15 protein-coding genes are annotated in these 18,196 nt (G+C 43.6%); 5 read left to right on the plus strand and 10 right to left on the minus strand.

The genetic code is table 11. The features are described from left to right. Nucleotides 1-56: 56 nt before the first annotated feature. Nucleotides 57-1,523, minus strand: coding sequence for a cobyric acid synthase (locus ACED59_RS13500; RefSeq protein ID WP_017098267.1), 1,467 nt, complete (start codon nucleotides 1,521-1,523; stop codon nucleotides 57-59). A 262-nt stretch (nucleotides 1,524-1,785) separates the two neighbouring features. Here ACED59_RS13500 and ACED59_RS13505 point away from each other — a divergent pair, with 262 nt between their 5' ends. The 3 genes from ACED59_RS13505 (at nucleotide 1,786) to ACED59_RS13515 (ending at nucleotide 5,013) form a co-directional block, all read left to right on the plus strand. Then, nucleotides 1,786-2,199 (plus strand): YgiW/YdeI family stress tolerance OB fold protein, encoded by a 414-nt coding sequence (locus tag ACED59_RS13505; RefSeq protein ID WP_012600619.1) that lies wholly within the window; start codon nucleotides 1,786-1,788, stop codon nucleotides 2,197-2,199. 112 nt (nucleotides 2,200-2,311) lie between these two features. Then, nucleotides 2,312-2,836, plus strand: a complete 525-nt coding sequence (locus tag ACED59_RS13510) for a hypothetical protein (RefSeq protein WP_017098266.1) — start codon at nucleotides 2,312-2,314, stop codon at nucleotides 2,834-2,836. A 290-nt stretch (nucleotides 2,837-3,126) separates the two neighbouring features. Next, on the plus strand, nucleotides 3,127-5,013 hold the full coding sequence (locus ACED59_RS13515) for a methyl-accepting chemotaxis protein (RefSeq protein ID WP_371705006.1): 1,887 nt from the start codon (nucleotides 3,127-3,129) through the stop codon (nucleotides 5,011-5,013). Nucleotides 5,014-5,245: 232 nt separating this feature from the next. Here the strand turns inward: ACED59_RS13515 and ACED59_RS13520 are convergent, their stop codons facing one another. From ACED59_RS13520 to ACED59_RS13535, 4 genes are all read right to left on the minus strand, one after another. Then, entirely contained in the window at nucleotides 5,246-6,853 is a 1,608-nt protein-coding gene (locus ACED59_RS13520; protein WP_081326743.1) for an ABC-F family ATPase, read from the minus strand. 292 nt (nucleotides 6,854-7,145) lie between these two features. Then, the gene (locus ACED59_RS13525; protein ID WP_012600617.1) at nucleotides 7,146-7,832 is read right to left on the minus strand and encodes a RimK/LysX family protein; all 687 of its coding nucleotides are present in this window, start codon (nucleotides 7,830-7,832) and stop codon (nucleotides 7,146-7,148) included. An 11-nt stretch (nucleotides 7,833-7,843) separates the two neighbouring features. Then, a complete protein-coding gene (locus ACED59_RS13530) occupies nucleotides 7,844-9,028 on the minus strand; it encodes an amino acid aminotransferase (RefSeq protein ID WP_029223980.1) in 1,185 nt (394 codons plus the stop codon). A gap of 251 nt (nucleotides 9,029-9,279) precedes the next feature. Then, nucleotides 9,280-10,119 carry an AraC family transcriptional regulator gene (locus ACED59_RS13535; RefSeq protein WP_017098263.1) on the minus strand — a complete coding sequence of 280 codons (840 nt, stop codon included), beginning with the start codon at nucleotides 10,117-10,119 and terminating at the stop codon, nucleotides 9,280-9,282. A gap of 90 nt (nucleotides 10,120-10,209) precedes the next feature. Here ACED59_RS13535 and ACED59_RS13540 point away from each other — a divergent pair, with 90 nt between their 5' ends. Further along, on the plus strand, nucleotides 10,210-11,637 hold the full coding sequence (locus ACED59_RS13540) for an MATE family efflux transporter (RefSeq protein WP_017098262.1): 1,428 nt from the start codon (nucleotides 10,210-10,212) through the stop codon (nucleotides 11,635-11,637). Between the two features lie 114 nt (nucleotides 11,638-11,751). Here the strand turns inward: ACED59_RS13540 and nrdG are convergent, their stop codons facing one another. Then, entirely contained in the window at nucleotides 11,752-12,222 is a 471-nt protein-coding gene (nrdG, locus tag ACED59_RS13545; protein WP_012600613.1) for an anaerobic ribonucleoside-triphosphate reductase-activating protein, read from the minus strand. 155 nt (nucleotides 12,223-12,377) lie between these two features. Further along, nucleotides 12,378-14,498 (minus strand): anaerobic ribonucleoside-triphosphate reductase, encoded by a 2,121-nt coding sequence (gene nrdD / locus ACED59_RS13550; RefSeq protein ID WP_371705004.1) that lies wholly within the window; start codon nucleotides 14,496-14,498, stop codon nucleotides 12,378-12,380. 301 nt (nucleotides 14,499-14,799) lie between these two features. On the opposite strand from nrdD, the gene ACED59_RS13555 reads away from it, so the two are divergent. After that, nucleotides 14,800-15,675 (plus strand): endonuclease/exonuclease/phosphatase family protein, encoded by an 876-nt coding sequence (locus ACED59_RS13555; RefSeq protein WP_012600610.1) that lies wholly within the window; start codon nucleotides 14,800-14,802, stop codon nucleotides 15,673-15,675. Nucleotides 15,676-15,822: 147 nt separating this feature from the next. Here ACED59_RS13555 and ACED59_RS13560 read toward each other — a convergent pair whose 3' ends face one another. The 3 genes from ACED59_RS13560 to ACED59_RS13570 all read right to left on the minus strand — a co-directional run bounded on the left by ACED59_RS13560 (nucleotide 15,823) and on the right by ACED59_RS13570 (nucleotide 18,161). Next, nucleotides 15,823-16,254 (minus strand): YeeE/YedE family protein, encoded by a 432-nt coding sequence (locus ACED59_RS13560; RefSeq protein ID WP_017097615.1) that lies wholly within the window; start codon nucleotides 16,252-16,254, stop codon nucleotides 15,823-15,825. Beyond that, nucleotides 16,254-16,730, minus strand: coding sequence for a YeeE/YedE family protein (locus tag ACED59_RS13565; RefSeq protein WP_371705003.1), 477 nt, complete (start codon nucleotides 16,728-16,730; stop codon nucleotides 16,254-16,256). Before ACED59_RS13565 ends, ACED59_RS13560 begins: the two co-directional genes overlap by 1 nt. A 198-nt stretch (nucleotides 16,731-16,928) precedes the next feature. Beyond that, complete coding sequence (locus ACED59_RS13570) at nucleotides 16,929-18,161, minus strand: glycosyltransferase (RefSeq protein ID WP_017097616.1); 1,233 nt, start codon at nucleotides 18,159-18,161, stop codon at nucleotides 16,929-16,931. Between the last annotated feature and the right edge of the window lie 35 nt (nucleotides 18,162-18,196).

The raw sequence follows: 18,196 nt of genomic DNA on the forward strand, positions 1-18,196 counted from the left end.
ATTCTCATTTAATCTATTGTTCGTTTAAATTCTTGAGCTAACTTCTAAGTTGCGGCCTAAGCTGTTAATTCAGGCCAAAGCAGGTCAAGGTTCAAGTGATCTTCGATGGCATCAGCGATTCGATTGATACCCAACTCTTTAAGCTGTTCATGGTCAATCGCTGTCACATCATTGGCGCCTGCCCATTCGCAAATAAGCGACAATGCATCACTGTTATCGAATACGCCATGCAGGTAAGTACCAAAAATTGAGTTATCTTGATTCACAGCACCATCAACACTGCCAGATTCTAACTGAACCGGTAATACCGTTTCATTGACATCAGTCCTACCTACGTGGATTTCATACCCTTTTACTTGTGCAGTTTTGCCATCAAGTGTCATGGTTCCACACACATTGGTTAAAGTTTTCTGCTGTGTTAGTGTCGTTTCAGTATCAAGATACCCCAACCCTTCACTGCTTCCAGATTTCCCTTCAACGCCATCTGGGTCGTGGATGATATTCCCTAGCATCTGATAACCGCCACAAATACCCATCACTTTCCCGCCCAAGCGAAGATGACGCTGAATATCTTTATCCCAACCTTGCTGTTTTAGGTATTCCAAATCGGCTCTTACCGATTTTGTTCCCGGCAATACAATCAAATCAGCGTTGTTCAGGCGCTCGCCTTTGCCTACGTAACGTAAATCAATCGACGGGTTAAGTCGCAGAGCGTCAAAGTCTGTATGGTTACTGATTCGAGTTAGTACTGGCACTACAACCTTAAGTTTAGCTTCTCCATCAGACTCTTGGGCTGAGGTAATGGCATCTTCCGCTTCTAAGTTAAAACCATGCAGATAAGGCAAAACCCCTATCACAGGCTTACCTGTTTTCTCTTCTAGCCAATCTAAACCAGATTGAAGTAACGCAATATCGCCTCTAAAACGGTTTATCACAAAGCCTTTTACGCGCGCTTGTTCAGATTCAGATAATAGAGCTAATGTGCCGTAGAGGTGTGCAAAAACGCCGCCACGATCAATATCAGCAACGATGATCACTGGGATGTCTGCCTTTTCAGCAAAGCCCATGTTCGCGATATCGTTTTCTCGAAGATTTATCTCTGCGGGACTGCCCGCACCTTCAATCATCACGCTTTGGTATTCTTCAGAAAGTCGATCAAACGAATCGATAACCGAATTCATCGCAACTTTCTTGTAGTCGTGATATCCGGTCGCTTCCATATTCGTCAGTGCTCTTCCTTGTAGAATCACTTGCGCACCCGTATCTGAATTGGGTTTTAGCAATACAGGATTCATATGGACGGTAGGCTCAATATTACAAGCTTGTGCCTGAACCGCTTGAGCACGACCAATTTCGCCACCATCTTTTGTCACTGCGCTATTTAGCGCCATATTTTGAGGCTTAAAAGGTGCCACTTTGATGCTTTTCCTTGCCAAAACACGGCATAAACCTGCCACCAAAACACTTTTTCCGGCATCTGACGTTGTCCCTTGAACCATAAGGGCGTTTAACGGTGATCGCATCTGTACTTAAATCCTTTATTTCTTAATTTTCAATTTATAGCTGTGGGCAATATTTCTCTGCCTCCATCTTAACGTCATTGTCGTGTAGATGCTCAATAAAATGAATGGAAAATGAATGTGTTACTCACTCTGGATTCAACCCCAGTGTTGTTTAATAGCTCCATCGAAACGAAGCTTACAAACAAAATAAGCGCACTCACGAAAAGAAACGTTTCAAATTAAGAAAAACGTTTCTAATAAAAACAACATTAAGGGATTCACCATGAAAAAAACTGTATTAGCTATCGCATCTACTATTATCCTCGCTCCTACTTTCGCAATGGCTAGTGACCATCACAGCGACAGTAACAGTAATCACAACAATAGCGACAGTAACCACAAGCATCAGAGCGCTATTGCGTACACGGGACCGATTGAAACCGTTTCAGTTGCGACTCTACTAGCAGACACCAGCATGTTCGCAGAGCAAGAAGCAATCGTAGATGGCAAGATTGTTCGTCAACTAAAGAACGATACGTTCGTATTCTCTGATGGTCAGAGTGAAATTCAGATCGAACTGGATGACGATATCCTTCTAGCGCAACCGCTCACCGCAGATACAAAAGTTCGTATATTTGGCGAATACGAAGGTGGTAAAACGCCAGAGATCGAAGTAGATCATATTCAAGTTTTGTAAGATACGAACTCCGTACCGTCGACTTCAAAGACATGATTTATAACAAATGGCCTGCATATTGCAGGCTTTTTTGCATTATAATGCCGAAAAATATAATTAATATGGAGTCACCATGCTAGGTAGCGCAAACAAGACGGTCCTTTTGGGGTTGGTTACACTGTGTTCATTCTCTGCGTATGCAAACAACTTTAACTACAATACATTTGAGCTACGCACAGGTATTAGCCCTAGTACATTTGGTGGCGAAGTCACAACAATGTTCACTCAAAACTCACACTTTGTTGCTCGAATCGATTCTGAATTTGAAGGGGATTGGGATGCGGCTGTAGGTATGGGGTTCAACGGCCCAATTAATCAGTTGGCTGATATTACTGGACAGATGTTACTGCACAACATCGAACGTAATGATGGTAACCACATTAAAACTGAAATCAATATTGGTTTAAGAGCTTGGTTGCTGGCAAACATTGAAGTTAACTCCCGCCTTGGTCAACTCGTCGACAGCGACGACACGAGTTCAATTGTCGGTGTAGGGGCTCGCTTCCACTCAACAGAACAGCTTTCAGTAGGTATAGACCTTCGAAATAACGGTACTTACGGACACCAGTTCTTAATGTCAGCTCGATTTGGCTTTTAAGTCTATTCAACACTTATGATCCATCAGTGATCAAATGTTAAATTCGATTGTTTAAACGGTAACTTAAAGGCTAATAGTCTCGTGACCTATTGGCCTTAATGGCTGATTTTGCAACTAAAAACTAAACATTTAGCTTAAAATCCTCGAAAATCACCCTTTCTCGTTACTTCCGTTTATAACTCATTTTTATACTATTCACTTATTGATAGAAATCAGTAATAAAATATCTTTACGGTAATACGGCGTACTGCTACTCTCTTCCAAATTTCTAATAGAGTGAAGTACCGTAAATGGGTGTTAGCAATATTTCAATCAAGAACAAATTAACATTAATGTTTGTTGTCATTATTTTCGCAATGACTATGATTCAGACTTATGTAACAGGTAAGCAACTTCTTAACGAAACCTATCGTTCCATTCAGCAGTATTCAAATACACTAACTGATACAACGGTATCGGGTATAGAAAAATGGATTGAAGGCCGAATCAACGTTGTAAATGCAGCGAAAAATTCGTTTACTTTTACCGATGACCCAACCAGCTATTTAACTCAAAGTACGAGTGCTGGTAAGTTCCAAATTGCCTACGCAGGACTTTCTGACGGTCGCTTTCTTCTAGGTGGTGATTTGCCAGTACCGCAAGATTACGACCCACGTAGTCGAGATTGGTACAAAGCGCCTATGGCTGCAGGTCAAACAGTCGTCACTGAACCCTATGTTGATGTGGCTACGAATGACCTAGTGGTAACAATTGCAAGCCCATTCAATGCCAACGGGTTCTCTGGCGTTATTGGTGCAGACCTGAACTTAAACACCCTCATCAATGATATTGTAAGTATTGAGCAACCTGGTGTTTACGCTTTTCTTGTCGATGGTAAAGGTAACATTGTTGCCCATAGAGACCGCAGCCTAACGCTAAAGCCTGTTTCTAATATTTCAAACAACCTTTCTGCTCAGAAAATCAAATCACTTGCGCAAAATCCAGAATTTGAAGAGCTAACGATTAAAGGTACCGACTCCCTTCTTTCTGCTCAGAAAGTTCCTCATACAGACTGGTATTTCACTGTTGTTATCGATAAAGACCACTCTTTTGCTTCTTACTATTCATTAGTTCGTCAGTCGGTAATATTTGGTCTAATACAACTTGCTGTAATCGCATTCGTTGCGATGTTTATCATCAAGAAAGCACTGTCGCCATTAACGACACTAAGCTCGGCAATGGAAGCATTGTCCAAAGGTGACGGCGACTTAACACAGCGTATGACTGTTCATAGTAAAGACGAGATTGGCACCCTAGCGCATCACGTCAACGCGTTCATAGCAAAACTTCAAGAGATAGTGCGTGATATTGCGGGCTCTTCGAACCAACTTAATCAGCAGTCTGAAATTAGTACCAATGTCGCTCGTCAAACAAGTGAAGGTCTATCAGTCCAACTTCACGAAATTTCTCAGATTGCTACAGCCGTACATGAAATGTCGGCAACAGCAGAAGAAGTAGCAAACAACGCGCAAATGACGGCTGATTCAGCGATCAGTTCAACAGAGAATTGTGAACAAGGTAAGCAAGTCATCATTCGTAACCAAGATTCCATCACTAGTCTTGCTCAACAAGTTGAGAACGCTTCAGGAATCATTCAAGAAGTTGAGAAGAATGCGTTAGACATCAACACTATTCTATCAACCATTTCTGATATTGCAGAACAAACTAACCTATTGGCCTTAAACGCAGCGATTGAAGCAGCACGTGCGGGTGAACAAGGTCGCGGTTTTGCGGTTGTGGCAGATGAAGTTCGTGTTCTTTCTCAACGTACTCACAGTTCTACAGACGAGATTCGCGAAATGATCGAGACTCTTCAGAAAAACAGCGTCAGTGCGGTTGAATCAATGCAACGTAGCCAAGACTTGGCGCAATCAAGTGTCGATGATGCAAACAATGCGACTATTGCATTGGAAGAGATCGCGACATCGATTCAACAGATCTCAGAGATGGCTTCACATATCTCGAATGCTGCTTCTGAGCAAAGATCGGTTACCGGCGAAGTCAGTAAGAATATTCAGTTGGTTAATGATGTATCAGAAAACATGTCTACTGAGGCTGATAACTCTCGTCATTTGTCTGAAGAGTTGCGCGGTATTGCTCAACAGTTGAATACTCAAGTTCAATTGTTTAAATACTAGACGTACGGATAATTCGTTCTAGCTCTTGAGCGCGGTTAAACAATGTTGTTTAACCGCGTTTAAAATTAGAACCAACATCAGAATGACAAAAAGCCCCCGACCACTATTGTGTTCGGGGGCTTTCTTATTCTCATTAGTTTCTTATTATAGTTAGCAAATAAACGCTTAGCTGCTAGCAAATAACTAATGCAACTATAGGTCAACCAATACGGTTATAGACCGACTAAGACTGTTATAAGCTAACCATCAGCATCTTTTTCTGATGATCCAAGTACTCTTCATAAGTACCTTGGAAGCTCACTAATTGTTGGTCTTTTACATCAATGATGTGTGTTGCTAGCGAAGAAACGAACTCACGGTCATGGCTTACAAAGATAAGCGTCCCCGTGTAAACCTTCAATGCGTCGTTCAGGGCTTGGATTGCTTCCATGTCCATGTGGTTCGTTGGCTCGTCCATTACAAGCACGTTGATGTCTTGCATCATTAGCTTGCCGAATAACAAACGGTTTTTCTCTCCACCAGAACAGTTACGCGCTTTCTTGTTCGCATCATCAGCAGTAAACAATAGACGACCTAGAATACCACGTACCATAAGGTCATCGTGCTTCACTGTACGCCATTGTGAGATCCAATCGAAGATACTCAGGTCGTTATCAAAGTCAGACGTGCTATCTTGTGGGCAGTAGCCTACTGATGCGTTTTCAGACCATTTAACGATACCTTCGTTTTGCTCAAGCTCTTGAACTAGGCATTTCAATAGTGTTGTTTTACCCACACCGTTCTCACCGATAACGGCAAGACGAGTTCCCGCTTCAAGCAGCAAGTTACCACCAGTAAACAGTGTTTCGCCATCGAAGCCGTGACCAAGGTCTTGAAGTTCAAGCGCTTGACGGTGCAGTTTCTTGCCTTCACCAAAATCAATGGATGGGCTCATACGGCTTGATGACTTCACTTCATCAAGCGTGATTTTGTCCATCTTCTTAGCGCGAGAACTTGCTTGTTTCGCTTTAGAAGCGTTCGCACCAAAACGGTTTACGAAATCTTGAAGTTCGCTGATCTCTGCCGCTTTCTTAGCATTGCTCGCTAGAAGTTGATCTCGAATCAAACCAGACGCTTCTAGGAAGTACTCGTAGTTACCCGGGTAAACACGTAGCTCGCCGTAGTCGATATCCGCCATATGCGTACATACAGAGTTAAGGAAGTGTCTATCGTGCGAAATGATGATCATTGTACATTTACGCTGGTTTAGCTCTTCAGCAAGCCAGTTAATCGTGTGAATGTCCAAGTTGTTGGTTGGTTCATCAAGAAGCAGGATATCTGGGTTTGCAAACAGTGCCTGTGCCAATAGCACACGCAGTTTCCAACCCGGAGCAACTTGTTGCATTAGGCCGAAATGAAACTCTTCTTCGATACCCGCTTGAATTAGGATATCACCAGCACGGCTTTCTGCCGTGTAGCCATCCATTTCCGCGAATTCACTTTCAAGCTCCGCGACTTTCATACCATCGTCTTCGCTCATTTCTGGCAAAGAGTAAATACGGTCACGTTCTTGTTTTACTTCCCACAGTTTTTTGTCACCCATGATTACTACATCGATAACGCTGTACTGTTCAAAAGCGAACTGATCTTGGCTTAGCACACCCAGTTTTTCTCCAGGAGTGATCGAAACGTTGCCCGAACTTGGCGTCAATGCGCCACTTAGGATTTTCATGAACGTTGATTTTCCGCAACCATTGGCGCCGATCAAACCATAACGGTTTCCGTTACCAAATTTAGCAGAGATGTTTTCAAACAGCGGCTCTGCGCCAAATTGCATTGTGATGTTCGCGGTAGATATCAAAGAACTAATTCCTAAGCGTGTACTGACAGATAATTATTTGGCTATTTCAATCAGCCAAAATAAGAAGTACGAAAGTATGGATTAAACATAAAACGAAGCGCGGATTATATAGAGATCAGGATCACATTGTCGAGGTTAAACAGTGAACGAATGAAGAACAACGCACAATAAAGTGTATTTCGTCGGTTATTACATCATAAAAAGAAAAAATCCCCACTAATTCCATTAGTAGGGATTTCATTTCCCATCAATAAAAGCATCAGACTCTAATTCGAATGAATACCGATTGACGCTATTTAGTTACTTTTTTCTGAACGTATTTTTGACCAACATCGACAACGGCAACATCTCTAAAGAAGCTTCTCCCCAACAGAATTGGGAAAGAAAGATGCGTTCGATCTGCTAGCGTAAATTCAGTCTTATCTTTTAGATCGCCGATTTGAATTGAAGCGACAACAACAGCACGTCGTTGTGTGCCTTCCGCGCTCGACTGCTTGATCTTAACCCAACGCTCTACCGGCAAGCTGATCTCTTCAGTTGTGATGCCATCATGTTCAATTTTGAACTTAACCCAATCTTTACCGTCACGTTCGAAATCAACAATATCAACGGCACTGATTGATGATGTTGTTGCACCTGTATCAACTCGTGCTTTAAACGCTTCTTTAAGACCAGGAACAAACACCCACTCCTCTTCGCCAAGAATCAGTTTGCCATCGCTTGTCTTGGTTGGTTTTGCAGTCGGTTTTTGTTCAGGCTTTGGTTTCGCTTCTGGTTCCGTTGGTTTTACTTCTTCAGGCTTCTCTGTAGGTTCCGTTACTTTCTCACCTTCCGTTGTGTCAGTCTTAGAAGAGTCATCCACAACAGGTTGTTCTACTTGAGGCTTTTGCTCTGGCTCGACAGGAACTTGAGTCGTCGTCGAACAAGCAAACAGGCCACCACTTAGCATTAAAACTACAATCGCTTTCCAATTATACATTCAGTCACCTTCTATTTTGAAACGTTGGCTATCGCTTTAGCCACATAAGGAATATGGGATTCAGAAAGGCCCGCGATATTGATGCGTCCATCACCAACACCATAGACTCCATATTCTTCACGTAGTTGATTCATTTGAGTTTCTTTAAAGCCTAGTACACTAAACATGCCTTTATGGCTTTCGATGAAGTCAAATTGTGACGTGTTGTAAGTATTTCGCAATTCATCACATAAACTTTGGCGCAGATTTAACAAACGTTGCTGCATTTCACTCAACTCTTGTTTCCAAATCGTCGTTAGCTCTTGATTCTGAAGAATTGTTTTAACCAACGCGGCACCATGATCTGGCGGCATTGTGTAAGTTGAACGAGCCAGTGTCAGTAGCTTACCTTTAGCATTGCCTACGTGTTCGCTGTTCTTACCGATAACAATCGCGGCACCCGTTCTTTCACGGTACAAACCGAAGTTTTTCGAACATGACGTCGTAATCAACATCTCTTCTACGTTGTTCGCCATATGTTGAAGACCTTTTGCGTCTTCTTCTAGGCCATCACCAAAGCCTTGGTAGGCAATATCAACAAACGGTAAGAAACCATTCTTTTGCGATAACTTAGTAATTTCCTGCCACGCTTCAAAATCAATGTCAGCACCCGTTGGGTTATGACAGCAACCGTGAAGAAGTACCACGTCTGATGGACCTGCTTTTGAAAGGTCATCCAACATTCTTGCAGTATCAACTTGCTTCGTTTCAGGACTAAAGTAATTGTAGTATCGAACTTTTAAGCCTGCCGCTTCCATCACCGGTTTGTGGTTAACGTAGCTTGGGTTTGAAATCCAAACCGTTGTGTCTGGTTGAGAGACTTTCATCAAGTCACCCAACATGCGAAGTGCTCCACTTGCACCTGGTGTTTGAATCGCAGCAACGCGACCTATTGCAGAAGTCCCTTTAAGCAACAGATCAACCATGCTCTGATTAAACTCTTCACAGCCTGCTAGGCCAACATAAGCTTTGGTTTTCTGTGTTTCAACAACGATATCTTGAGCCTTAGAGACGGCTTTCATGATCGGTGTTTCACCTTGGTCGTTTTTGTAAACGCCAATGCCTAAGTCGACTTTATCAGTGCGAGTATCGCCGCGGTAAGCGACAGACAGAGATAGAATTGGATCTAAAGTTGGTTTTGGTAGATGTGAAAACATGAAAGTCACAACCCTTTGAAATTCAAGTATGAGTTTCACGTTAACATTATCGTAGACAAATCAGAAACATTTTTTAATAGAAGCGCTTAGTTACCATTAGTAATTAGAAGTAATCAGAGATTGGTCATTTCAAACGGATAAATAGTGCAAATTTCAAACACCTAATAACCAATTGCACAATTCAAAGCGCTGTATTTCTATGTATCTTATGCTTCTATGTGTCTTATGTTTGCATGCGCCTATAAAGATCGCTATTGGGCACTTTGTTTGAATTGTCTTGGTGTCATTCCTGACCACGCCTTAAACCGAGTGCTAAAGTTAGCGGCATTTGGATATCCGACTATCTCACCAATGTGTTGAATCGACCAATCACTCGATCTAAGTAGCCGTGCAGCGTATTCCATTCTCATACGCATGATATGAGTCATAGGGCTGTGCGAGTAATAGCGCTGACACAAACGATGGAAGTGTGGCTCTGAGCACGGGAATAAGCTCGCGAGTTCATGAACGTTCCATTCTTTATGGAGCTGCTTTTGTACATTATCGAAAACGCGTCTTAAGCGGATCAAATTGCGCGATTGCTGCTGCGGAACCGGCGCATTAATCATGAACTCTATTTGGGCAACGCTGTGAGTGGCAATCGCTCCACCTAAATCTATGGGTAAGGCAATACTTCTCAACAGAGTATGAATGCACGACGAGACGACTTCTGCCGCCGGAGACAGCGTATAACTCACCTCATCATTGACGACATTTTCCCATAGCTTGTCGGGCGAGAGAAAGATCCATGCGATCTGCCATGTTTCCTCTTCAATACCAAAACCATTCTCTATTCCTGCTGGAACAGTAATGCACGAACCCGGTTCTAAAATGTAACGACACGCCCCACTTTCTAACCAACCTTTTCCTCTCACGGTATACAACAGCATGTGTTTCTGTTGGTTCTTACGATACACCGAAAAGAAGTCTCGACACGACGCCGTCCCACATTGAACGATACCGAGCTCTTCAAATGCCAAAACATGGCTTTGATCGACAAACTCTTGGTGCGTCTTTTCAGAGATCTCATACCTTTCTTGTTTATCACTCATATCACTGCTAACTCATTCAATTGGCCAACTTATCAAAGTGGATAGTTTGGCAAAAGTTTGTGATGAGTCTGAAGAATACAGCGAAAACAAATGCCGATAAACTTCTCGCATAATCACTACCGGGGAAATGCGATGCTCTCGACATATCGTCATTTAGACAAAGAATTTTGGCAAAAACTATTACACATCGGTTTACCAGTCTCGTTGCAAACCATGTTGTTTTCACTGCTTGGCGTGGTCGATATTTTTATGGTCAATCAGCTTGGTGATTCTGCAACCGCCGCGGTTGGTGTTGGCAACCGTATCTTCTTCTTCAACTTGATCATGGTATCGGGGATTAGTGGAGCCGTGAGCGTGCTAGCTTCGCAATATTTCGGTGCCGGTGATTTCAACGGAATTCGACGCACACTAGCGCAATCATGGGCACTTTCGATCTTTGCCATAATCCCCTTTGTATTCATCTATACATTGGCTCCTGAATCAGTGGTGTCTGTGGTGGCCTCAGACCCTGATTACGTCCGATTGGCAACGGATTACCTTTGGATAACAGGAGCCAGCCTTATTGGTACTGCCGTAGTTGTGCCGCTAGAGAGTGCACTTCGTTCTGTTGGCGAAGCCAAGCTGCCCACCAAAATCAGTATCTGGGCAATTATCGTCAATGCAATTCTCAATGCCCTATTGATCTTCGGCTTGTTTGGGTTTCCAGAACTGGGTGTGGTTGGTGCGGCTATTGGCACCACAGTATCTCGATTCTTTCAAACCATTGCATTGCTTGTTATGGCAAGAAAACATTACCCGCACCTATTCCCGACGTTAAGCAATTGGCGAGATGCGTTATTACCGAAGCATAGAAAGAAGTACTTTACGGTGGCTATACCTATGTTGGTTCACGACACTGCGTGGGCGGGCGGGATTCTTATTTACAACGTTATCGTTGGCCAAATGGGGGTTGGAGAACTTGCGATCATTTCCTTGTTATCGCCTGTCGAAAGCATTTTGATCTCTGCTTTTTTGGGGTTTGCGGTTGCGGCTTCCATCATTCTAGGTAACGAGATCGGTGCGAAGAACTATCAACGTGTCGAGAATACAGCTTGGGGCTATGTGTTAGTGAGTTGTGGGCTTGCTGCTTTACTGGCGTTAATGTGCTTTGTCGCCAAACCCGCGATCGTATACATGATCGATCTTACTCACTTAGAGCTCAAAGGTACGGCCGTTAACGTTACCTTAGTAATGGCACTCGGTATGGTACTAAGAGTCTTCAATATGGTTGGTATAGGCGGAGTGCTGAAAAGTGGTGGAGACATCAACTACAGCATCTTCATCGACCTGTTTGGCCAATGGGCAATCGGTATTCCCCTTGCCTACTTTACTGCGTTGGTGTTGGGTTGGCCGCTAGAATGGGTTTTGATGATTGTGCTGCTGGAAGAGTTAGCGAAGATAGCTTTAACTAGCCAGCGGATTCACTCTAAGAAATGGATCAACAACTTAATAGAAGAGCCAGATCAGGTCGTTGCTTGAATGGTAGTTTGAGCGAATAAACGAAAAGAACTCACACCCAAGGGCCGATTGGTTGCATTGCGCTAACCATGACGCCCTTTTTCGTTTTACGAGTGTGCTAAGCCACGACGACTGTTATATGTCAGTAAATCGATGAATGATTTGGTTTGAACTGCCACGCCAATCCAACATTGGATCCGCTTTATCTTGTTCAAAGCGACCATCAATCAAAGTATCGACGTATTCAAGCACTTGCTTCTGCTTTTCATCCAGTTCGTCGAGCTCGTAACCCGTCCACATCCAGATATCTTTACCTTCGCACTCCGCTTTTACACGCTGAACGAGCTTAAGCACTTCAGACACGTTTGCAGGATGCAGAGGATCACCACCAGAAAGCGACAAGCCACGACGCTTGATTCGCGGATCGTTCAGATCAGCGATAATGTGGTCTTGCAGTTCTTGAGTGAACAAGTGCCCTGAGTCCAACCTTTGCGTCGATTGGTTATAACACCCGCGACACTGGTGCACACAACCCGACACAAACAAAGTGCAGCGTGTTCCCGGGCCGTTTACAACGTCGATTGGGTGATATTGATGGTAGTTCATAAAGCAGTTTTGAAAACTCGTTATTGCTTAATAGTTTGAAGCGAAATGCTGTAAGAGCTGGAATAAAAGAATTGGTATCGACATAACGCCGATACCAATCTTATTTCTTGAAACGTAGCTCTTCTTAGTAAGCTAGCTAATGATCTTAGAGCTTACTACAGGTGCTTCACGCGGCGTTTAACTTCTTCTTGCTTACCGAAGTTAAATGGTCGTGCATCTGGGCTACCAAGGTAACCACAAACGCGGCGTGTTACCGATACTTTGGTTGAGTCATGGTTACCACACTTAGGACACGTAAAGCCTTTACTTGTACAGTCGAACTCACCGTTGTAGCCACATTCGTAGCACTCATCAATCGGCGTGTTGGTGCCGTAGTAAGGAACACGTGTGTAGCTGTAATCCCACACGTTTTCTAGTGCTTCGATGTTCTTCTGCATGTTCGGGAATTCACCGTAACAGATGAAGCCGCCACTAGAGATTTCAGGATAAGGCATCTCGAAATCGATCTTATCGTATGGGTTCACTTTCTTTTGCACGTCTAAGTGGAAGCTGTTTGTGTAGTAGCCACGGTCAGTTACACCATCAATCACACCAAACTCTTTGGTATCGATGCTGCAGAAACGGCTGCATAGGTTTTCACTGGGTGTGCCGTATAAGCTGAACGCGTAACCTGTCTCTTTTGTCCAAGATTCCACTTCACGCTTCATGTACTCCACCAGCTCAAGCGCTTTAGTACGCATTTCGCCGTCGTCATACAGGTGAACGTCTGTGCCGTAAAGTGCTGTCATCGCTTCATGGATGCCAATGTAACCAAGAGAAACAGACGCACGGCCATTCTTGAAGATATCGGCAATAGAATCGTCTGCTTTCAAGCGCACGCCACAGGCACCTTCCATGTATAGGATTGGAGCAACACGCGCTTTCACGTTTTCTAGACGCGAAATACGAGTTTCTAGAGCGCGACGAGCTAGCTTCAATTTTTCATCAAGCAGTTCGTAGAACTTAGCCATATCTTGTTTTGCGTTAATCGCAATACGTGGCAAGTTCAGGCTCACAACACCTAAGTTGTTACGGCCTTCATGAATCAACTCACCATTTTCTTCGTAAGTATTCAAGAAGCTACGGCAACCCATAGGCGTTTTGAACGACCCTGTCACTTCTACCACTTTGTCGTAGTTAAGAATGTCTGGATACATACGCTTAGATGCACACTCAAGCGCCAATTGCTTGATGTCATAGTTTGGATCTTGCTTCTGGTGGTTCAAACCATCTTTGATTGCAAAGACCAGCTTAGGGAAAACGGCTGTTTTGCGGTTCTTACCCAAACCTGCAATGCGGTTCTTCAAGATAGATTGCTGGATAAGTTTTGAACCCCAGCTTTCGCCTAGACCAAAACCAAACGTAACGAATGGTGTTTGCCCATTAGCTGTATGTAGCGTGTTTACTTCGTACTCCAAAGACTGGAATGCGTCGTAACACTCTTTCTCTGTACGAGAGATAGCAAAAGCTTCTGGGCTGTGAATGTCCCACTCTTTCGCTAGTGATAGGTGCTTCTCGTAACTCGCCATTACGTAAGGTTCGAGAACCTCGTCGATACGGTTAATCGTTGTACCGCCGTATATGTGGCTTGCCACTTGCGCGATGATCTGTGCGGTTACCGCTGTCGCCGTAGAGATCGATTTAGGTGTGTCGATTTCCGCGTTACCCATCTTAAAGCCATGCGTTAACATGCCTTTAAGATCGATAAGCATACAGTTAAACATTGGGAAGAACGGTGCGTAGTCTAAATCGTGATAGTGAATGTCACCACACTCGTGAGCTTGTACGATATCACGCGGCAAAATGTGAGTTTTAGCATAATGCTTAGCCACGATACCCGCCAGCAAATCACGCTGAGTTGGGATAACTTTGCCATCTTTGTTGGCATTCTCATTGATCAGATCAACATTGCTTTCTTCGATCAGACCTTCGATCTCGCGAGTTAAAGCGCTTTGCTTTTCACGTGCGATGTCACGGTCATGACGATATTCAATGTAGGCACGAGCAAGAGACTTGTATGGTCCCTGCATTAGCTCGTTCTCGACCATGGTTTGAATTTCAGAGATATGAACTTCATCGTAGTCTTCGAGCTTCAACTCAACTGCTAATGCCACATTCAGAGCATAAATAGCAATTTCCTTATCGGTTTTGTCTGATGCTGCTTCCACTGCAGCTTGGATGCGATCTCTACTGAATGGAGCTCTTGAGCCATCACGCTTGATTACGATTGATTTCACCACTTCTCCTTACTCTTGAGGTATTCACAGACTTATCCACAAACACACTATAGAGCGATTTATCGTTTAACTAACACTAGATATTGTGGCGTATTTAACGAGAACCACCAACATTGAGTATTGATTTGGATCAATAAAATAGGCACGCCGAACAAGATAAATCCAATATTATTACGTGAGATCTCAAGTCGAAAAGAAACAATGTAACAATAAAAAAACTGCTAAAAAGAGTTGAATTTTCGGTAAGTGTTGTAGGATAACGGCTCAACTATATTGCACACCAAAATTAGGGATATTTGGGATGAAACGACTTCAAAAGTGGATAATGTTAGGCTGCTTACTCAGTAGCCAAGCATTTGGCGAACCTTTAACCATATCCAGTTGGAATATCGAATGGTTATCAACCAATGAGGCTGTGAATAAGTTTTCTGACCAACGTGATCAAGCGGATTTCGATAAGCTCGAACAGTATTTCCAATCCTTAAATTCGGATGTGCTGGCTTTCCAAGAAGTCGATGACATCAATGCCATTCAGCGCATCGCTGGCGATCAATACAAGATATTGATGTCTGACCGAGCATTACCAGAAAACAGCAACCATCAGTTCAAAGAAGTAAACCAATACACAGGCTTCGCGGTTCGTAAAGGAATCATACTCACCGACTACGCTGACTTTCCTCTCGAATCGGGCGCTAACAGCAAGCTTAGATTTGCCAGTTATATGGTTGTGGAAACGGATACAAAACCAATTCACATGCTGTCTGTGCATTTAAAGGCAGGTTGCAGCGGCGCTTATAAGTCGAACCGTGACTGTTCAAGGCTCAAAGACCAAGCGCAACAACTTAATAAGTGGATACAGCAAAGAGAACGCCAAGGTCAGGATTACGCAATATTAGGCGATTTCAACCATAACCTTTCTTACTCAAGAGATTGGATGTGGAAAGACTTAACTCAAAATGCCGATGCTCAGTTGGCGACAAGAAAAACTCGAGCAGATTGTAAGGTACGCTCTAACCGCAATAACCATCGCACACACCAGTTCCGTTCTGTGATTGATCATATTGTAGTGAGCAAATCCTTAGATGCCTCTCCTGCTAAACAGAAGGTCTTTGAAACGCAAGATGTGCTTGATTACAAACTTAGCGACCATTGCCCAGTTTCAACGACTATTAAATAGTAGATTTTAGATAACGGCAGATCATAGCTAACGGTAGATATAGAAAGAGGCTGACTGGCTTTTTTGCTAAAAGCGAGTCAACCTCTCTGCTTGGTCAGTTCAGAACGAATAACGTCAAAGCCAATGTAATCAGCGGTAAGCTTGCTACTAACAGGTTTTGTTCGTACGAACCGCCAACCACATTCCCACCAGCATGCTTAAGACGAACAGCCATACCGTGGGATTACCCCCACTAAGGCTGGTTACTGCAGGGCCCGGGCAAAAGCCTGCAATCCCCCAGCCTAAGCCAAACGCTGTAGAACCTAGAATCAGCTTTCTGTCTATCAACGGATTGCTACGGCTATCTAACGGTTCGCCATTGACGGCTTGAGCGCGCTTTTTAATGACCAGATGATAAAACGGAGCGAAGACCAATAGCGCGCCACCCATAACAAATGCCAAACTAATGTCCCAGTTACCGGTAATGTCTAAGAAGCCGAGTACCTTGTTAGGATCAACCATACCTGAAATGATCATTCCTGACCCAAACAGAATACCTGCGAGCAAACCGATAACGATAGTAAATGAAGAGTTTTTCATTATGCCCCCAAGCCAATCAGGTTTTTAACCAGCACTGTTGCCATCGCGACACCCATGAATACACAAGTAGCGATAATTGAGCGCTTGGACAAACGAGCCATCCCCACAATGCCATGGCCGCTATTACAGCCATTCGCCATCTTGGTACCAAAGCCCACCAATAATCCGGCTATGATAACCACTGCGAAGTTGATCTCTTCTAATTGCGGAAGTTGGTAGCCTGTTGGAATCAATAACCAGCCGCTCACGACCATTCCGACAACAAAAGCAAGTCGCCAATGTTTTTCGGTTTTCTCAATGCTGGAGTCCGAGTTCGATTCGGATCCTGATTCTAATCTTTTGTTCTTTCTCGACGGTAACAAGCGGCCAACAATACCGCTAATTCCTGCTACTCGCCCTATTCCTAACATAAGAATAATTGCCGACGCGCCTAACAACATGCCACCGAACAATGCATTCCAAGGTATTAAACTCATCACTGACCTCTCTCATAACGTCGATTAACTCATCACCCTTAATTTAAATTAGAGTTTACTAATAAATATAAATTAGTCAATGCTAATGTACACTAGAATGTTCGGTTTGTAAGTCTGGAATTAATAAGCGTCCTGCATGAAAAAAGCCCCTAGGCGTTAACCTAAGGGCTTATTATTTGATTCGGTTTATTGTGTCAGTTACTTAGTCTTGTTCTTTTCAGCTATCCACTGCGACATATACTTGGTGCTCGCCATGCTGTGGTGCTTAAGCATCGAACCAAAGAAGTTATCCAGTCGATGAGATTCAAGATCGGACTCTAACGCCGTTAATCGCTCAATCAATGTGTCGCCGAGTTGATTCTGCTCGTAGTGCGCTTCAAGGATTGAATGACATTGGCTTTGTGCTTTAAGCCACTTCTCTTCATCTTTGTATAAACCGACAGCTTGTTCAACAAACTCGTCGATGTCATCAGCCACTGCGCCCGGCCATTGCAATTCTCCTTGTGGTAACATGCCTTCGCTGCCGATTTCACTCGTCACGTTCGGAGTTTGTAACTTCATCGCATCAAGCAACTTGCCTTTAATGCCCGCGCCAAATCGTAGGGGTGCAACACACACACGAGCTTGCTCCATCACTTCTTGAGCGTCTTTAGCCCAACCTTTTATATGAAAACCGGTTTTAGGGTTGTGCAAAGCCGTTGCTTTCGGCGGCGGGTAAGATCCGTAAATATGAAGTTCGGATTCAGGTAACTGCTTGCGAATCTTCGGCCAAATCTTCTGTAACTGAAGCACAGCATCCCAGTTCGGTGCGTGTCTAAAGTTACCTATCGTCATGAAATGCTTACGTTCTTCAAAGCTTTTCGTGCTTTCAGGAAGTGTATTAAGATCAACCATGAACGGCAAGTGATGAAGCAGTTTTGGATCGATATTGAACTCAGATTTAAGCAGATCCATCTCGTAACTTGAAATGATCAACGAAAGATCACAGCGTAAGATTGCGGCAATTTCACGTTTAGCCAAGTCACTGTACAAATGCGCTTTGGTCAGTTCAGTCTCTTTCTTAACTGCTTCATGGCGCGCGTTACGTAGGAACTGTAAGTCTTCCGTATCCAGTAACTTAAAGGCATTCGGACATACTTTTTCCACGCGCCAACCAAACTGCTCTTCCATCATGAAACGGTCAAACATCACGACATCGGGTTGCAGCTCTTCAATGTACTGGTCAAAGCTATCGCAATTTAACTGTATAGATTGGCTCGTGATGCCCTCTTCAGAGAGATCGATCATGTGCTCGGTTTCTTGAGCTGGCGTTGCAAATTCAACGGACCAACCTTGTCTCTTGAACAGGCGTAAAAGAGACATCATATGGCTGCCAGCCGCCGATGAATTCGGTTCTGGCCAAACGTAGCCAATTGCTAAAACTTTCTTCAAAACACTTCCTAAGAAATAACAAAAGGGACTGTAGA

The organism is Vibrio sp. FF266 (assembly GCF_041439695.1).
In the GTDB taxonomy this organism is placed as follows: domain Bacteria; phylum Pseudomonadota; class Gammaproteobacteria; order Enterobacterales; family Vibrionaceae; genus Vibrio; species Vibrio tasmaniensis_A.

Excerpts from the sequence above, each read along its gene's own strand:
- ACED59_RS13555 (WP_012600610.1), top strand. The coding sequence starts at position 14,800 with ATGAAACGACTTCAAAAGTGGATAATGTTAGGCTGCTTACTCAGTAGC.
- ACED59_RS13510 (WP_017098266.1), top strand. The coding sequence starts at position 2,312 with ATGCTAGGTAGCGCAAACAAGACGGTCCTTTTGGGGTTGGTTACACTG.
- ACED59_RS13535 (WP_017098263.1), bottom strand. The coding sequence starts at position 10,119 with ATGAGTGATAAACAAGAAAGGTATGAGATCTCTGAAAAGACGCACCAA.
- ACED59_RS13530 (WP_029223980.1), bottom strand. The coding sequence starts at position 9,028 with ATGTTTTCACATCTACCAAAACCAACTTTAGATCCAATTCTATCTCTG.
- ACED59_RS13515 (WP_371705006.1), top strand. The coding sequence starts at position 3,127 with ATGGGTGTTAGCAATATTTCAATCAAGAACAAATTAACATTAATGTTT.
- ACED59_RS13525 (WP_012600617.1), bottom strand. The coding sequence starts at position 7,832 with ATGTATAATTGGAAAGCGATTGTAGTTTTAATGCTAAGTGGTGGCCTG.
- ACED59_RS13565 (WP_371705003.1), bottom strand. The coding sequence starts at position 16,730 with ATGAGTTTAATACCTTGGAATGCATTGTTCGGTGGCATGTTGTTAGGC.
- ACED59_RS13560 (WP_017097615.1), bottom strand. The coding sequence starts at position 16,254 with ATGAAAAACTCTTCATTTACTATCGTTATCGGTTTGCTCGCAGGTATT.
- ACED59_RS13540 (WP_017098262.1), top strand. The coding sequence starts at position 10,210 with ATGCCGATAAACTTCTCGCATAATCACTACCGGGGAAATGCGATGCTC.
- ACED59_RS13505 (WP_012600619.1), top strand. The coding sequence starts at position 1,786 with ATGAAAAAAACTGTATTAGCTATCGCATCTACTATTATCCTCGCTCCT.
- ACED59_RS13500 (WP_017098267.1), bottom strand. The coding sequence starts at position 1,523 with ATGCGATCACCGTTAAACGCCCTTATGGTTCAAGGGACAACGTCAGAT.
- nrdG (WP_012600613.1), bottom strand. The coding sequence starts at position 12,222 with ATGAACTACCATCAATATCACCCAATCGACGTTGTAAACGGCCCGGGA.